15 protein-coding genes are annotated in these 14,884 nt (G+C 44.8%); 8 read left to right on the top strand and 7 right to left on the bottom strand.

Going from position 1 to position 14,884, the window contains the following annotated elements:
- From ACLIIY_RS08835 to ACLIIY_RS08825, 3 genes are read right to left on the bottom strand one after another with little or no spacing between them, the layout of a single operon-like run.
- Entirely contained in the window at positions 1-639 is a 639-nt protein-coding gene (locus ACLIIY_RS08835; RefSeq protein WP_434527443.1) for a YdcF family protein, read from the bottom strand.
- A complete protein-coding gene (locus tag ACLIIY_RS08830) occupies positions 636-1,463 on the bottom strand; it encodes an NAD(P)H-binding protein (RefSeq protein ID WP_434527442.1) in 828 nt (275 codons plus the stop codon). Before ACLIIY_RS08830 ends, ACLIIY_RS08835 begins: the two co-directional genes overlap by 4 nt.
- A gap of 28 nt (positions 1,464-1,491) precedes the next feature.
- Entirely contained in the window at positions 1,492-2,364 is an 873-nt protein-coding gene (locus ACLIIY_RS08825) for a LysR family transcriptional regulator (protein ID WP_434527441.1), read from the bottom strand.
- An 89-nt stretch (positions 2,365-2,453) separates the two neighbouring features.
- Between ACLIIY_RS08825 and ACLIIY_RS08820 the strand changes: the two genes are divergently transcribed.
- Positions 2,454-2,876, top strand: coding sequence for a PACE efflux transporter (locus tag ACLIIY_RS08820; protein ID WP_434527440.1), 423 nt, complete (start codon positions 2,454-2,456; stop codon positions 2,874-2,876).
- A gap of 86 nt (positions 2,877-2,962) precedes the next feature.
- Here the strand turns inward: ACLIIY_RS08820 and ACLIIY_RS08815 are convergent, their stop codons facing one another.
- Positions 2,963-3,199, bottom strand: coding sequence for a TIGR02647 family protein (locus ACLIIY_RS08815; protein WP_005437251.1), 237 nt, complete (start codon positions 3,197-3,199; stop codon positions 2,963-2,965).
- Positions 3,200-3,498: 299 nt separating this feature from the next.
- On the opposite strand from ACLIIY_RS08815, the gene focA reads away from it, so the two are divergent.
- Positions 3,499-4,359 carry a formate transporter FocA gene (gene focA / locus ACLIIY_RS08810; protein ID WP_009705769.1) on the top strand — a complete coding sequence of 287 codons (861 nt, stop codon included), beginning with the start codon at positions 3,499-3,501 and terminating at the stop codon, positions 4,357-4,359.
- A gap of 57 nt (positions 4,360-4,416) precedes the next feature.
- On the opposite strand, the gene ACLIIY_RS08805 is transcribed toward focA, so the two are convergent.
- Both ACLIIY_RS08805 and ACLIIY_RS08800 read right to left on the bottom strand, forming a co-directional pair.
- Entirely contained in the window at positions 4,417-4,554 is a 138-nt protein-coding gene (locus ACLIIY_RS08805; protein WP_086027709.1) for a hypothetical protein, read from the bottom strand.
- A gap of 248 nt (positions 4,555-4,802) precedes the next feature.
- Positions 4,803-5,603 (bottom strand): ABC transporter permease, encoded by an 801-nt coding sequence (locus ACLIIY_RS08800; protein ID WP_041055232.1) that lies wholly within the window; start codon positions 5,601-5,603, stop codon positions 4,803-4,805.
- A 463-nt stretch (positions 5,604-6,066) separates the two neighbouring features.
- On the opposite strand from ACLIIY_RS08800, the gene torE reads away from it, so the two are divergent.
- The 4 genes from torE to ACLIIY_RS08780 all read left to right on the top strand — a co-directional run bounded on the left by torE (position 6,067) and on the right by ACLIIY_RS08780 (position 11,909).
- Positions 6,067-6,246 (top strand): trimethylamine N-oxide reductase system protein TorE, encoded by a 180-nt coding sequence (gene torE, locus ACLIIY_RS08795; protein ID WP_005450728.1) that lies wholly within the window; start codon positions 6,067-6,069, stop codon positions 6,244-6,246.
- A gap of 50 nt (positions 6,247-6,296) precedes the next feature.
- Entirely contained in the window at positions 6,297-7,481 is a 1,185-nt protein-coding gene (gene torC / locus ACLIIY_RS08790) for a pentaheme c-type cytochrome TorC (protein WP_038894748.1), read from the top strand.
- 26 nt (positions 7,482-7,507) lie between these two features.
- Positions 7,508-9,970: a trimethylamine-N-oxide reductase TorA gene (gene torA, locus ACLIIY_RS08785; RefSeq protein WP_434527439.1), complete on the top strand. Its 2,463-nt coding sequence runs from the start codon at positions 7,508-7,510 to the stop codon at positions 9,968-9,970.
- Positions 9,971-10,169: 199 nt separating this feature from the next.
- Positions 10,170-11,909 (top strand): glycoside hydrolase family 36 protein, encoded by a 1,740-nt coding sequence (locus ACLIIY_RS08780; protein ID WP_434527438.1) that lies wholly within the window; start codon positions 10,170-10,172, stop codon positions 11,907-11,909.
- A 73-nt stretch (positions 11,910-11,982) separates the two neighbouring features.
- Here the strand turns inward: ACLIIY_RS08780 and ACLIIY_RS08775 are convergent, their stop codons facing one another.
- The gene (locus ACLIIY_RS08775; protein WP_434527437.1) at positions 11,983-13,197 is read right to left on the bottom strand and encodes a putative manganese transporter; all 1,215 of its coding nucleotides are present in this window, start codon (positions 13,195-13,197) and stop codon (positions 11,983-11,985) included.
- A 207-nt stretch (positions 13,198-13,404) separates the two neighbouring features.
- On the opposite strand from ACLIIY_RS08775, the gene ACLIIY_RS08770 reads away from it, so the two are divergent.
- A complete protein-coding gene (locus ACLIIY_RS08770; protein WP_005437259.1) occupies positions 13,405-14,310 on the top strand; it encodes a manganese-dependent inorganic pyrophosphatase in 906 nt (301 codons plus the stop codon).
- Between the two features lie 74 nt (positions 14,311-14,384).
- Entirely contained in the window at positions 14,385-14,774 is a 390-nt protein-coding gene (locus ACLIIY_RS08765; RefSeq protein ID WP_434527436.1) for a DUF2750 domain-containing protein, read from the top strand.
- Positions 14,775-14,884 lie beyond the last annotated feature (110 nt).

The raw sequence follows: 14,884 nt of genomic DNA, 5'->3' as shown, positions 1-14,884 counted from the left end.
TTACGAGAGACCAAACTCGAACTTTTCTCTCAGTGCTTGGTAAGAAGATTCAACGTGAGCAGGGATTTCTTGTTCTGTTTGAAAGCCTTTCTCTGGGTAAGTCTTCACACGAGAAAAATCTTCCATCAATGCTTCCAGTACCATCATCAGGGGCATTTCTTCGTTGATGTATTCAAAGAAAGGATGCGCAGTAGAAGTTACTTGGAGTTGTGAATAAGGCGATTGCCACTGTTTTTCAAAGGTTGCAATGGCGCGTCGTTCCATAAATGGCTTTTGAACCAAGATGAGAGAATCACAGCTAATCCCTTTATCTTTCAACAACTGTTCGGTGAAGCGAACGTTCTCGCCGCTGTTGCTGGATTTTATCTCTACTAATATTGCTTCACTTGGCACGCCCGCTAGCTTTGCGATTTCTGCAAATGTTTCTGCTTCGCTTTTGTCAAACAAGCCATCCGTAAAACGCCCTTCGCCACCAGAAAACACAATGAGTGGCGCAAGTTTTTGTTTGTAGAGTTTGGCCGCGTATTCGGCAACACGTAAGTCATTGCTGCACATAACAAATAAGCAGTTGGCAGGTTTTAGCTCCTGCTTGAGTTGCATGTAATCCCACAGGGTTTCAATGTGTTGATAAAGCTTCATAGTGCGTCCAGCGTTGAATTGAATTGGAACTGATAGCCAAGTGCGACAAGTTTGTCTGCTAGGATTCGTTTATCGGCGGTTTCTGTGACTGGTGGAAGTGCTATATCTAAATCGCTTTGGGTAATCGCCGCTTGGTAAAATTCGGCTTTGCTTACGGTATTTGGTGTTGTGGCGTTTACCACTTCGTTATCAATTTGATTAAGCGCGAAAGCTGTCGCGGCTACCGCATCGTTTTGATGCACCATGTTTGCAGGGGCCTTACGGCTCACTTGTTTTAATCGCATTGCAAAGCGAGAAGGGTGGCGGTCAGAGCCAATCAACCCACTACAACGAACGATGGCATAGTCGATGCCAGAATCAATCACGTATTGCTCGGCTTGCAGCATGATGCGAGCGTTGTCTGAGAAGTGTTCGCTCGTTTGGGCTAAGGCGAGTGTGGCGTCTTCTTCTTTCATATCGACAGCAAGGTTTGGATATACCGTGGTGGAGCTCACCATGAGCAGTTTGTTTACACTGCTTTGTTTGGCTGCTGAGACTAAGCGTTGCCATTGCTGTGCGTACTCTTGCCCGTTGCCTTTACGAAATCCTGGTGGGAAAGCGCCAACAATGCGTTCAATTTGGTGTTGCTCGATAAGCTCAATAAGCTGTTGCTGTGAGTGCGGTTCGCTGAGATCTAGTAGAGCAGGTTGAACGGAAGTGAGCGGGAACTCATCTAGCCTAGTTTGGCTTCGACGAGTCACCGTAACTTGATGTCCTTGGTCAATCAAAGTTTGTGCAAGTGGGGTGCCTAACCAGCCTGCACCTACGATCAATGTATTTGCCATCTGTGTGTTCCTACTGTTAGCCCTGAGATCACTCAAACAGGGTTTGTAATTCTAATCTGGCTTGTTGGTGTAGGGGATCGGAATGCCATTTCTGATGTTGTATCAAGTCAATGTTGACCTGCCAAGCCAGGTTTGTGAATTCTTCGCCAATTTTGATCAGCGTATTCGGTGCGTAAGACACCAAATGCTCAGGAAGAAAGCACCAACCAAATCCCTTGTTCGCCAGTTCTAATAATATGTAGTAATCATCAGCGTACCAGATATCTGGGCTAAACGCCTGATTAAGGCCGCTAACATCTTCATTCTTTGAGCGGATAACGAGTTGACGATGTTGCTTGAGTTCATCGATGTTGCGGATCTTTTGTTGTGCGAGTGGATGTTCGGATGAGGCAAATACATCAAAGCCGATATGACCTAGGTTAGATAGGTCGATGTTTTTAGGCATCTGTAAGTCACTTAATATAATGCCTGTGGTAGCACGCTCTGATTTAACCAACTCGATGATATCTGGACTTGAAGCCGTGAGACATTCCACTTGAAGGTTAGGAAACTTTTGTTCCAAATGTTTTAAAGCAATGGGGAGACGGGTTAATGGAATCCCCTCATCAACCGCAAGAACGAGCTTACTCGCTGGTGCAGAAAAGAGTTGAGATGCTTTGTTATTCAGTCGATCTAGTTGGCTCAAGGTAGCGAGGGCATAGGGCATCAACTGATGGCCTTTCTCGGTCAGTTTAGGATAGCGGCCTGTACGGTCAAACAAATCAACGCCACAATCAAGTTCCATATTCATGATGTGTTGGCTGATCACCGATTGAGCTCGCCCAAGCTTACGCGCTGCTGCGGAGAAAGATCCGGCTTCTGAAGTGGTGACGAACGCTTGAAGTTGTTCAATAGTAAACATATCGTTTTTACCGATGGTATCTAACTTTTACTTATCTAAATGATAGATAAAATGCCAGTCATTGAGTAGAACTATTTAGGTAAAACATCATGACTCGTAACGAACGTATCTTTCACGCTGTACTATTTGAAATGATTGCATTGGCGATCATCATTCCTACGGCTTCTTTGATAACAGGGAAGGGATCGAGTGACTTGGCAGTGGTAGGTATTGGCTTGAGTCTTTACACCGTAGTTTGGAACTACATTTATAACCTGTACTTTGATAAATGGTTTGGCTCGAACCGAGAGGACCGCAGTTTAACAATGCGAATTGGCCACACGCTTGGTTTTGAGGGCGGATTGATTTTCCTATCGATTCCGGTCATTGCGTGGTTCTTGCAAATTACTTTATTACAAGCGCTTGCATTGGAAGCTGGTTTTCTAATTTTCTTCTTATTTTATGCAACGGGCTTTAACTGGGCTTACGATAAAATTCAGCCTTTTGGAAAAATGAGAAAATTAATCGCCTAATATAGTGAGTCTAGATAAATATAATTATCAAAAAAGCCACCAAGTATGGTGGCTTTTAATTTTAGAACTTGCTTATTTATATGAGCTTATTCTGCAGTTAGTACGCGAAGAATTTTATCGGCGTGTTCTGCAACTTCAATGCCTTCATCAGTTAGGTAACCGCCGTCCGGCTGTGTGCAAAGTTGTTTCTCATACAGACGAGCAACCGCTGCCTGCATTTCTTCTGAAGCTTCTTTGTGGACTTTGATGCCCGTTGCTGCGCTGCTTAAATCGAATTGAAGAAGTAGGTTCAGTTCGGCAATGTGGTCAGCTGAATATTTCATAGATATTTCCTTCGTACTTTTTTATCCAAGCTAGTCTGAAAACTAAGGTTGAGCAATAGAAAACACTTAGAAATGTTAAGTGCCGCGCTATAGGCCTGATATAACGCGGGTTTTTTATTCTAAGGTAAACATTTGACCCAAATATTAATAATGGTTAAGACAAGAACTCATAGTTGAATTTTATCGATTACTCTCTCAGCAACAACAAATTTAGTAAACATGAAAAATAGCCCTTGAAAAAGTCTGGAAATGGAGCGATTATCCGCGCCTCGTTAATTGTTTCTAAATGTTACACTTCCATGAACTTCAATCAGTTTGACTCACTATTACCACCTCAGGCTGCTGAACGTGCCGCCGAAGTAGGTGTTGGCAAAGCAACTAAAGCTCCGATGAAATCTTTCCTGTTGGCTATTTCTGCAGGTCTTCACATTGGTATCGCTTTTATTTTTTATACAACCGTAACCACAGGTGCTGGTGATCTCCCTTGGGGCATAACTCGCCTTATTGGTGGTTTGGCATTCAGCCTTGGCTTGATCTTGGTGGTGGTAACCGGCGGTGAGCTATTTACTAGCTCGGTTCTTACGCTGGTGGCTCGTGCAAGCGGCAAGATTTCATGGAAAGCCTTAATGAAAAACTGGGTGGTCGTGTACTTCGGTAACATGGTCGGCGCGGTTTTACTGGTTGTTTGTATGCTGATCACTAAGCAATACATGTTCGACGGTGGTCAAGTCGGTTTGAACGCGATGGCAATTTCGCAACACAAACTGCATCACGGTTTCTTCCAAGCTATCGCGCTGGGCATCATGTGTAACGTTTTGGTCTGTATCGCAGTTTGGATGACGTTCAGTGGGCGCACACTAACGGATAAAATCGCAGTAATGATCTTGCCTGTCGCTATGTTCGTTTCTGCTGGCTTTGAGCACTGTATTGCGAACATGTTCCAAGTACCAATGGCGATCGGTATTAAGTACTTTGCTCCAGAATCGTTCTGGCAAATGACAGGTGCAAACATCGCAGACTATGCGGATCTGAACATGATGGGCTTTTTGGTGAACAACCTTATCCCTGTAACGATTGGTAATATCATCGGTGGTGGTGTCTTCGTTGGCATGTGGTACTGGATGATTTACCTACGTGATGAAGACAAGCATCTTAAGTAATTTTTAAGAAAGGCAAGCCCAGTGGCTTGCCTTTTTTGATCTTTCCAAACTTAGTGTTTAAACCAACTCTTCATTGACGCCATATTCGTTTGGCGTCCAATGAGACGTCATCTCTGAGGGTTCTTGCACTAGCCAATCCACTGGCGTGTCTAATAATAAGTCTTCGACCTTTTCTCGCGTGATTAACATATCCATGTGAGCTCTCCCGTTGTCGGTTAACCGCACTTTAGAGGAGTAAAGTGACGGTTCAATGACCAATCAATGACCATTAAATTTCTCAGAAGAGGGTCGACCGAAATGACGCTTATGTTTCTGGTTGCTTATGGGTTTTAGGGGTTTATCCACATTTTCTGTGGATAACCTGTCGCAAAGATCGTGAGTATCTATTGTGATCCAGAAAAATTCATAAAATGAGATGCTTATATGACTATTTAGTGAGCACGCTAGGCTTTCTCTTTGTTGATAAACTTCACTTTTATGCGTCCTTCTTTAGTTTGTACACAGGTAAGTGTCATCTCTAAGGTAATTGCGACCGACACACTTAGCATGACAAAAATCGCCAACATGATGACCAGTTGATACTTGATTGCCACCATAGGGCTCGCTCCTCCCAGAATTTGACCTGTCATCATCCCAGGGAGGGTCACTAACCCTGTAGTCGCCATCGAAGCAAGGATTGGAGCAAGAGATTTACGAAGCGCTTCTTGAAGGAAAGGGAAGGAAGCGTACTTAGGTGCAGCCCCAAGAGAAATGGCTGCTTCATATTCAGATTTTCGCTGTTCGAAAGCGGTGAATAAGTTCTGTAGTGCGACGATGTTACTACTCAAGCTGTTGCCAAGTAGCATTCCCGCTAGAGGGATCATGTATTGTGCGTTATAGAAAGGCTCAGGCTTTACAAGGCCCAATGCGATGGCGGCAAGAAGTGGAAGTAAACTGCATGACAATCCGGTGATAAGGGGCATCATTAGAGGCTTTTTAGGGAGGTTTGCTTTACCCACAATTGAGCTCGCGCCAACCACCACCATAATCGCTAGCCAAGCTAAGTTCACCATCAAGCTATTTAGTTCAAATAGATACTCAAGGTACACACCAACCAAAATTAATTGCACGGTCATACGGGCAACACTGATGGCAGTGTCTTTAGCTATGCCTAATTTGTATCGAGCATTAATGGTAAGGGGAACGATAAGAATCAAACTAAAAAGTGCGAGTTCAAACCAATTTATATCAACAACCTGATTCATAAACCTTCTCCCAAAATTAACCGTCTGATTTTAACGGAGCTCATTTGGTTTATGAATTGCAGAACTCTGTTTTTTTGCAATCTTATGTCCAGAAAAAAGCAGACATTTGGTGAGGTTTTATTAACATTTGGATCACAACTTCTTGTCTTTAGTCGAAAAAATAGCGATTTAGTAGCACGAAAAAATCCATAAAATTGTAAACAAAGTTAATCTTATGTTGTATTCTTAACATGTATGCAAAAGACTTATTTCTTCACATCCATTAATATTTCTTCACAAAGAATATCAATCAAACACATCTCTGGATGAGCTCAAAAAAGTGTTGGATAACAAGGGCTGGAGCGTCAGATTTGATTGAACCTTACTGTTAGTATGGTCTAACATTTTCCAATAGAGATTGTAAAAAACTTAAGCTTGGTAACGCGAGCTTTTCAATAACACTAGATACAAAATAGGCAAATGTATGAGTGATGTTAACAAAATTGAGAGTGGTGAAAAACGCTCACTGGAGTGGAAGTCTTTCCTCTTCATTGCAGTTGTTCTCTTCCCAATTCTGAGTGTGGCTTTCGTAGGTGGCTACGGATTTATCGTTTGGGCACTACAAGTGTTCTTCTTTGGTCCTCCAGGTGCACACGGCATGTAAGCCAGTGAGCTCACAACCACACTTTAGAAAAGATTTTAAGAGAGCAAATAATGAAATCATTAATCATTAAACTGTGGCGTACGATGACGCGCCCGGCAGTTCATATCAGCCTTGGCGTGCTGACTATGGGCGGTTTCATCGCTGGTGTTATTTTCTGGGGTGGCTTTAACACAGCCCTAGAAGCGACCAACACAGAAGAATTCTGTATTAGCTGTCACACAATGCGTGACAACGTATACGTTGAACTACAAGACACTGTTCACTGGAAAAACCACTCTGGTGTTCGTGCTACTTGTCCTGACTGTCACGTTCCACATAACTGGACAGATAAGATCGCTCGTAAAATGCAAGCGTCTAAAGAAGTATTTGCACAAGTATTTGGCAACTACGACGAACCGGGTGTTTTCGAAGAGCGTCGTATCGAACTTGCTAAACACGAATGGGATCGTTTCTCTGCAAACAAATCCCTAGAGTGTAAAAACTGTCACAACTACGATTCAATGGACTTCGAGCAAATGTCTCCAACAGCTCGTATCCAAATGAAGCAAGCAGCTGAGAAAGATCAAAGCTGTGTTGACTGTCACAAAGGTATCGCACACAAACTACCAGCTGGCATGGACAGCATCGGTGGTATCGTTGGTGACCTAGAAGGTATGACTTCAAACACAGATTACGGTGTTGGTCAGCAACTAGTAAGTGTTCGTCACCTACCAATCTACTTCGACGATAAAGGTACTGAAGAAGCAGGTCTTCTAAACCCTGCGTCAACAGTTAAAGTTCTTGAAGATAAAGGCGACTACGTTGAAATCGAAATCGATGGTTGGCGTAAAGCGAAAGGCTTCGGTCGTGTAATCCAAGAAGACTTCGGTAAGAACATTGCAGTAGCATCGCTACTAAAAGAAGCAGCAACAGACGCTAAAGTAGTTACTGCTGGTGAGAAGAAAGTTGATGAGCTAACTGGTCTTCCTTGGGAGAAAGTAGCTGCGAAAGTATGGATCAAGAAAGAATCTATGCTGAACGACATCAACCCTGTATGGGAAAAATCTGCAGAAGCTTACAAAACTAACTGTTCTGTATGTCACACACAACCAGCTGAAGCGCACTTCGATGCGAACACATGGCCAGGTATGTTCGACGGTATGCTAGCGTTCGTTAACCTAGATACAGACAGTGAAGCACTGATCTTGAAGTACCTACAGAAGCACTCTTCAGATTATGCTGAAGGTCACCACTAATAAGCGTCGGATTGGAGTAAATATAAATGGCTATTACACGAAGAAGTTTTCTTAAAGGTGTAGCAACCACAAGTGCAGCGTCAGTTATCGGTCCAAGCTTATTGGCTTCAGCATCTGCGAACGCAGCTGAGACTACAGGTACTTGGAAAGTAACAGGTTCACACTGGGGCGCGTTCCGCGCCCACATCTACGCGGGTAAAGTTCAAGAGATCAAACCGCTAGAACTAGACAAGAACCCAACAGAAATGTTGAACGGCATCAAGGGCATCATCTACAGCCCATCACGTGTTCGTTACCCAATGGTTCGTCTAGATTGGCTGAAGAAGCACAAATACAGCGCGGAAACGCGTGGTAACAACCGTTTCATCCGTGTTACTTGGGATGAAGCACTAGACTTGTTCTACCGTGAGCTAGAGCGTGTTCAGAAAGAATACGGTCCATGGGCTCTACACGCAGGTCAAACTGGTTGGAACCAAACTGGTGCGTTCAACAACTGTACAGCGCACATGCAACGTGCGGTAGGTATGCACGGTAACTTCATCACTAAAGTAGGTGACTACTCGACTGGTGCGGGCCAAACCATCATGCCTTACGTACTAGGTTCAACAGAAGTTTACGCACAAGGTACGTCTTGGTCTGAAATCCTAGAGAACTCAGACAACATCATTCTTTGGGCAAACGACCCAGTGAAAAACCTACAAGTAGGTTGGAACTGTGAAACGCACGAGTCATTCAAATACCTAGCGCAACTGAAAGAAAAAGTAGCGAAAGGCGAGATCAATGTTCTTTCTGTAGACCCAGTTAAGAACAAGACTCAACGTTACCTAGAGAACGATCACCTATACATTAACCCGCTAACAGACGTAGCATTCATGCTTGCTGTAGCGCACGTACTGTACAACGAAGATCTATACGACAAGAAGTTCATTGAGACTTACTGTCTAGGTTTCGAAGACTTCATCAAGTACGTTCAAGGTGAAACGAAAGACAAAGTTGTTAAGACTCCAGAGTGGGCTGCGCCTATCTGTGGTGTGAAAGCGGACAAGATTCGTGAATTCGCACGCATGCTAGTGAACGGCCGTACACAGATCCTTATGGGTTGGTGTATCCAGCGTCAAGAGCACGGTGAGCAGCCATACTGGGCAGCAGCAGTAGTTGCAGCAATGGTTGGTCAAATCGGTCTACCTGGCGGTGGTATCTCTTACGGTCACCACTACTCAAGTATCGGTGTACCTTCAACTGGTTTCGCGGGCCCTGGTGGTTTCCCTCGTAACCTAGATACAGGTATGAAACCGAAGTGGGACAACAACGACTTTAACGGTTACAGCCGTACTATCCCAGTTGCACGTTGGATCGACTGTCTTCTAGAGCCAGGTAAAGAGATCAACTACAACGGTGGTAAAGTTAAGCTTCCAGACTTCAAGATGATGGTGATCTCGGGTAACAACCCATGGCACCACCACCAAGATCGTAACCGCATGAAGCAAGCGTTCCAGAAGCTTCAAACGGTTGTGACTATTGAATTTGCTTGGACGGCGACTTGTCGTTTCTCAGACATCGTTCTACCTGCATGTACGCAGTGGGAACGTAACGACATTGACGTATACGGTTCATACTCGAACAAAGGTCTTATCGCGATGCATCGCCTAGTGGACCCATTGTTCCAATCTAAGCCAGACTTCCAAATCATGAGTGAACTGACTCAACGCTTTGGTCGTCGCGACGAGTACACTCGTGGCATGAGCGAGATGGAGTGGATCCGCAGTCTTTACAACGATTGTAAGAAAGCGAACGATGGTAAGTTTGAAATGCCAGAATTTGATGAATTCTGGGAACAAAGCGTACTAGACTTCGGTGAAGGTAAGCCTTGGGTTCGTCATGCGGACTTCCGTAAAGACCCAGAAATCAACCCACTGGGTACACCTTCTGGTTTCATCGAGATCACTTCTCGTAAGATCGGTCGTTACGGTTACGAACACTGTCAAGAACACCCAATGTGGTTCGAGAAATCAGAACGTTCACACGGTGGTCCTGGCTCTGACAAACACCCGTACTGGCTACAATCTTGCCACCCGGACAAGCGTCTGCACTCTCAGATGTGTGAATCTGAAGATTTCCGTGCTACTTACGCTGTTCAAGGTCGCGAGCCTGTATACATCAACCCAGCTGATGCGAAAGCAAAAGGCATTAAAGACGGTGACTTGGTACGCGTATTTAACGACCGTGGTCAACTTCTTGCTGGTGCGGTTCTAACAGACAGCTACCCACGTGGTGTTGTGCGTATCGAAGAAGGTGCGTGGTACGGTCCTCTAAACGAGAAAGTAGGTGCAATTTGTACTTACGGTGACCCTAACACACTAACTCAAGATATCGGTTCTTCTGAGCTAGCACAGGCGACTTCTGCGAACACATGTATCGTAGACTTCGAGAAATTCACTGGTAACGTTCCACCAGTGACTTCATTCGGTGGTCCAATCGAAGTTGCTTAATAACAGCACTAAGCTTTAAATGAAATACCAGCCTTCGGGCTGGTATTTTTTTAACCAAAATTTCAGTGAGCACTCTCTCAATACCAAATCTAAGTATCTGCACGACCGCTAGATTCGTGATGCTGATAACGAATTGGGTAGGAGAAGCGGAGGATAATGAGCCAAACTAAACAATAATAATCAAGTGAGTAGATTTTCTATGGCTCAAACCATTCAATTGGCCAATCACACCGAACTAACGGTGCATGATAACGATCTTCTGTTTGAAGTGATGGGCAACCAAGTTCATTTTTCGTTTGCAGGGATCCACAACAAAACCTTTACCGATCGTGAAGTCCTGTTCGAAATGCCTTTCCTCTACGAACAAGGCGCAACCGTGTTAGGCGACGGTTTCCAAATGTTAGCGCAGACCAGTGGCACCATTTCTCAACCTGTCGACGTTGGTCGTTGCCCGGATAACAACAAATCTTACCGTATTTACCCTGAGAATTCCCCAAAGCGTTACTACAACTATCTAGCTGTTGAAGACGCCGCAGGTTATACCTTGTTCGGTTTTACGTCTTGTCATCGCTTTGCTGGCTATTTTGAAGTGCAGCAGCATGGTGAGCATTGGGTACTTTCTGCTTCTATCGACGGAGAGCAGACCCAAGTGGCTGATTGGGAGCACAACAAGCTAGAATCTGTTGCGGTACTTCGTGGCAATTCTCTCTCTGAGTTATACAAACAGTACAGTGAGATGCTTGCCGAGCATCACCCAATCCGTAACGGTGTCACACAAGATACCCCAATTGGCTGGTGTTCTTGGTACGCATACTATGCGGATGTGACAGAAAATAACGTATTGGAAAACGTCGAATGCATGCAAGACAACCTAGCTGAGCTTGAATGGGTACTGCTCGATGACGGTTACCAAGCATTTATGGGGGATTGGCTAACGCCTTCAGATAAGTTTTCTGGCGGTGTGAAAGAGCTTATTCACAACATTCGCGCTAAAGGCAAAAAACCAGCGATTTGGATGGCGCCATTCATTGCTCAACCAGAATCGGAGATCTTCCAAAAGCATCCTGATTGGTTTGTGCGTCACCAAGATGGCAGCCTATTGAAAGCAGAAGAGGTCACCTACGGCGGTTGGCGCTGTACACCATGGTACATCCTCGATACTTCAAACCCTGAAGTGCAAGATCACCTGACTCATGTGGTTTCTGTCATGCGTCAAGAGTGGGGCGTTGAGCTATTCAAATTAGACGCAAACTACTGGGGTACTTTAAAAGGTAAGCGAAGCCAATCGGGTGTCACCGGTGTAGAAGCCTACCGCATGGGTATGGAAGCGATCGCTAAAGGGGCAGGGGATGCATGGCTGTTAGGCTGTAACGCGCCAATGTGGCCTTCTTTGGGCTTAGTTGATGCAATGCGTGTCTCTGACGACGTAGAGCGCCATAGTCATCGCTTTGAACAAATTGCGAAAGAAACCTTCTTCCGTAGTTGGCAGCACCGAAAGTTGTGGCAAATTGACCCTGATTGCGCGACGTTCACTTCATTACCTAACCAAGCAGCCTCACGTGAAGATTATCAATTCCATCGTAACGTGCTGCTAGCGTGTAGCGGTCTGCTGCTTTCCGGTGATCCTCTACCAGAAATCACCCCATTTGCGAGTAAGACGCTAGCGAAATTAATGTTGCGTCAGCGTCGTAATCAGGAATCGGCCAAGTTTACCGCGCTAGGTTTAAACCATGCTTTCCTGCCGCTAACATCTAAAAACGATCTGCACTGCTTATTTAATTACACCAATGATGAAGCGACAGAGTTTACGCTCACTGCAGACCAGCCTACCGATTGGTACGATTACTGGACAGGAGAGAAGCTCAACCAAGAGCCATGCCAGCTATTGTTGGTGAGTTTAGACAAAGGCCTCAATGCTAAAGCTATCGTGACAGCTTAACCTTGCGCGCTTCCGAAAAACAAAAGAGCCTCGATTGAGGCTCTTTTTGTATCCATTGCATCTGAACCTAAAGCTAGTATTCGAATAGGAAAAAGTAACCGTATCCGACAATCAAAGCTGGTATCGCAGAGTAGATAGTGGCGACAAGCGCAGCTTTAGGAGCCATTGCAATCGCAGGGAATAAGGCGTCACCATCATTGGAAATGGCATTAGAAAGCTGTGCTGATAATGGCGCTGCGCCGGATATATAAAGACTCGTAACTAGAATTTGCGGGCCACAGCCTGGCAAAATACCAATAGCCAAACCAATGAGAGGCATCCAGAACCCCCAGTTTGAGAACGTCGCTCCCAAGTCTAAACCCGAGAAATAGGTTGTAAGTTCAAAGGCTAAGAAAGCCAAAATAACCCACGCGCTAACAAAGTTTGTGTCTTGAGCCGCTTTTTGAATTGGGTGCGAGTCGATGATTTTGTCATCTTCAGATACCGTTGATTTGTAATCACCTAGCTCTTTGGTCATCGCCCACAAAAACATACTGACAACTGCAAATGTCGCACCTAACCATTCCATACTGTTTTCTTTGAGGCCAAGTAATTGGTTGGTATCCACTTGGAATGAGCCCAGAACGGCAATGATGCTTGCAGGTATCAGCAGCCATTTCCAGAATGCTCCTTGAAGATTGATAGCACGTTGCTCAACTGGCGTGTGCGTATCACTATGGCTATTACAGCATTGAGCTTGTGGAACATCCTCTTTTTGCTTTGGGCGCAAGAAGTCATCAGCGTGAAATGCATTCACTACCCACCCAGATATTGCACCTACGACAATACCTAAAGCAATAACACCAAACCCTGTTGCAGGTTCTGCTGCGAGTAATAAGAAGGCAGCATCACCCATGGTCGAGGTTAATACTGCAACAATAGCACCAAAGCCAACTCGGCCACTGATGAACTGAGTGGTGACAACGATAGCACCACCACAACCAGGCAAAGCTCCAAGGAGTGCAGCAAAGAAAACTTGATGGCTACGAGAACTGTGGTAAAGCGCAGTGAGTCGATTTGTCTTCGACATGAAGTTCGAAAGGTAATGGTAGATAGCTAAGGTAGCTGCAACGTAACAAGAAACCGCCCAGAAAGAATCAGATAGGGTAGCGACGGTGACTTCTCTTGTGGTTTCACTAGCTAACAGAGCGAGCAATGCGATAGGCAGCAATAGCCTCTTATAGGTTAGACGAAATTGAGTTGGCTGCAGTAGCTGATGCGCCGAGTGGAAAATTTTTGTTGCGTTCATAGTAAGCTCAAATGCAAATAGGAATGATTCTCATTATATGAAAGTGAGAATTATTCGCAATAGGCGGTAACAACTTTTCTTCGTGTCAATTTCCCTCAAATCAGGTAAAGTATCGGCCTTTGTGAGCAAACCCGCTTCCAAGGTGTAATTCGTTATGCAATTCACCCTTTTAGGAAGCGCATCAAACTGACTTGAATAGGAAGAAACATGATTCTAGTTGTAGGTCATAAGAACCCAGACAGTGACAGCATCTGTAGTGCACTAGTTGCAACTGAACTTCTAAAGGCGCGTGGCGTTGAAGCAATGCCAATCCGCCAAGGCGAAATTAACCGTGAAACTCAGCACATCCTAGAAGTAGCTGGTGCAGAAGTTCCTGAACTTCGTACATCAGTAGCGGGTGAAACTGTTTGGCTAGTAGACTACTCAGATCTAGCGCAAGCACCAGACGATATTGCTGAAGCAGAAGTTGCAGGTATTGTTGACCACCACCGTCTAGGTGACGTGATGACAGTAAACCCAATGGAAGCATGGATCTGGCCTGTTGGTTGTACTAACACAGTACTGTTCAACATGTTCAAGATTGAAGGTCACGAGATCAAGCCTCAAATCGCTAAGCTAATGATGTCAGCGATTCTTTCTGACACAGTAGGTTTCGCTTCTCCAACTTGTACTCAAAAAGACAAAGATGCTGTAGCTGAGCTAGCGGCTATCGCAGACGTACAAGATGTTGACGCATTCACTAAAGATCTTCTAATCGCTAAGACAAACATCGAAGGTCTATCTGCGGCTGAACTTGTTGAAAAAGACCTTAAAGGTTACCCATTCAACGGTCGTGACGTGGTAGTAGGTCAGGTTGAACTTGCGACTCTAGAGCAAGTTGACGGCATGATCGAAGCACTAGAAGCGGATCTAGAAGCTCGTTGTGCGAACGACAACCTAGCATTTGCTGCTGTTATGCTAACAGACATCACTACTGCTCAAACTCGTCTTCTTTACAAAGGTGAGTGGGCTGAGAAGCTTGTTAAGCACGAGAAAGACGGCATGCTAATGATGGAAAACACTCTAAGCCGTAAGAAGCAAGGCTGGCCTTGGCTTCAAACTGAGCTTGTGTAATTTCATTATTACCAACGTATACTTTAAATGCCCGCCAATAGGTGGGCATTTTTCTATGGGAATAGGAGACAAACATGTCTGAAGCATTAACCCAAGAGCAAATGGACACCATCAATCGCTACAACGAAGAACAGCGTTTGAAATACTGTGTGAAGGAAATCGTAGCAAACCGCAAAGTGTGGATTCTGAAAGATGAACACGGCTGCGTGATGCTAAATACAGAAGATGACGATTGTGTGCCTGTGTGGCCAAACGAAGAGTTCGCACAACAGTGGGCGACAGGTGACTGGAAAGAGTGTGAACCAGAAGCTATCTCTTTGAACAAATGGCACAGCCGTTGGACATCTGGCCTAGAGGACGATGAGTTGTCTGTTGTGGTTTTCCCAAACCAGAACGAAGAAGGCGTAGTTCTATTCCCTGACGAGTTTGATTTCGAGCTTCGCAAACAAGAGAGCCGTCGCTAGTTGCTACAAAGTGTGCTCTCAAATTCAGAGAATAAAAAAGCCTGCGTTGATGCAGGCTTTATTGTTTTTAGAGAAAGGTCTTTTGAGAAAGCGAATACTAGAAATTTACT

This window comes from Vibrio sp. K4 (assembly GCF_051122595.1).
GTDB classification, from domain to species: domain Bacteria; phylum Pseudomonadota; class Gammaproteobacteria; order Enterobacterales; family Vibrionaceae; genus Vibrio; species Vibrio owensii.
Note: the sequence above shows the minus strand (reverse complement) of the source record. Positions and strands in the feature narration are given on the sequence as shown.

Bases quoted from the DNA above. Each gene is read 5' to 3' on its own strand.
- ACLIIY_RS08820 (WP_434527440.1), top strand. From the start codon at position 2,454: ATGACTCGTAACGAACGTATCTTTCACGCTGTACTATTTGAAATGATT.
- torE (WP_005450728.1), top strand. From the start codon at position 6,067: ATGAGTGATGTTAACAAAATTGAGAGTGGTGAAAAACGCTCACTGGAG.
- ACLIIY_RS08800 (WP_041055232.1), bottom strand. From the start codon at position 5,603: ATGAATCAGGTTGTTGATATAAATTGGTTTGAACTCGCACTTTTTAGT.
- focA (WP_009705769.1), top strand. From the start codon at position 3,499: ATGAACTTCAATCAGTTTGACTCACTATTACCACCTCAGGCTGCTGAA.
- ACLIIY_RS08780 (WP_434527438.1), top strand. From the start codon at position 10,170: ATGGCTCAAACCATTCAATTGGCCAATCACACCGAACTAACGGTGCAT.
- torC (WP_038894748.1), top strand. From the start codon at position 6,297: ATGAAATCATTAATCATTAAACTGTGGCGTACGATGACGCGCCCGGCA.
- ACLIIY_RS08765 (WP_434527436.1), top strand. From the start codon at position 14,385: ATGTCTGAAGCATTAACCCAAGAGCAAATGGACACCATCAATCGCTAC.
- ACLIIY_RS08835 (WP_434527443.1), bottom strand. From the start codon at position 639: ATGAAGCTTTATCAACACATTGAAACCCTGTGGGATTACATGCAACTC.
- ACLIIY_RS08805 (WP_086027709.1), bottom strand. From the start codon at position 4,554: ATGGATATGTTAATCACGCGAGAAAAGGTCGAAGACTTATTATTAGAC.
- torA (WP_434527439.1), top strand. From the start codon at position 7,508: ATGGCTATTACACGAAGAAGTTTTCTTAAAGGTGTAGCAACCACAAGT.
- ACLIIY_RS08830 (WP_434527442.1), bottom strand. From the start codon at position 1,463: ATGGCAAATACATTGATCGTAGGTGCAGGCTGGTTAGGCACCCCACTT.
- ACLIIY_RS08775 (WP_434527437.1), bottom strand. From the start codon at position 13,197: ATGAACGCAACAAAAATTTTCCACTCGGCGCATCAGCTACTGCAGCCA.
- ACLIIY_RS08815 (WP_005437251.1), bottom strand. From the start codon at position 3,199: ATGAAATATTCAGCTGACCACATTGCCGAACTGAACCTACTTCTTCAA.
- ACLIIY_RS08825 (WP_434527441.1), bottom strand. From the start codon at position 2,364: ATGTTTACTATTGAACAACTTCAAGCGTTCGTCACCACTTCAGAAGCC.
- ACLIIY_RS08770 (WP_005437259.1), top strand. From the start codon at position 13,405: ATGATTCTAGTTGTAGGTCATAAGAACCCAGACAGTGACAGCATCTGT.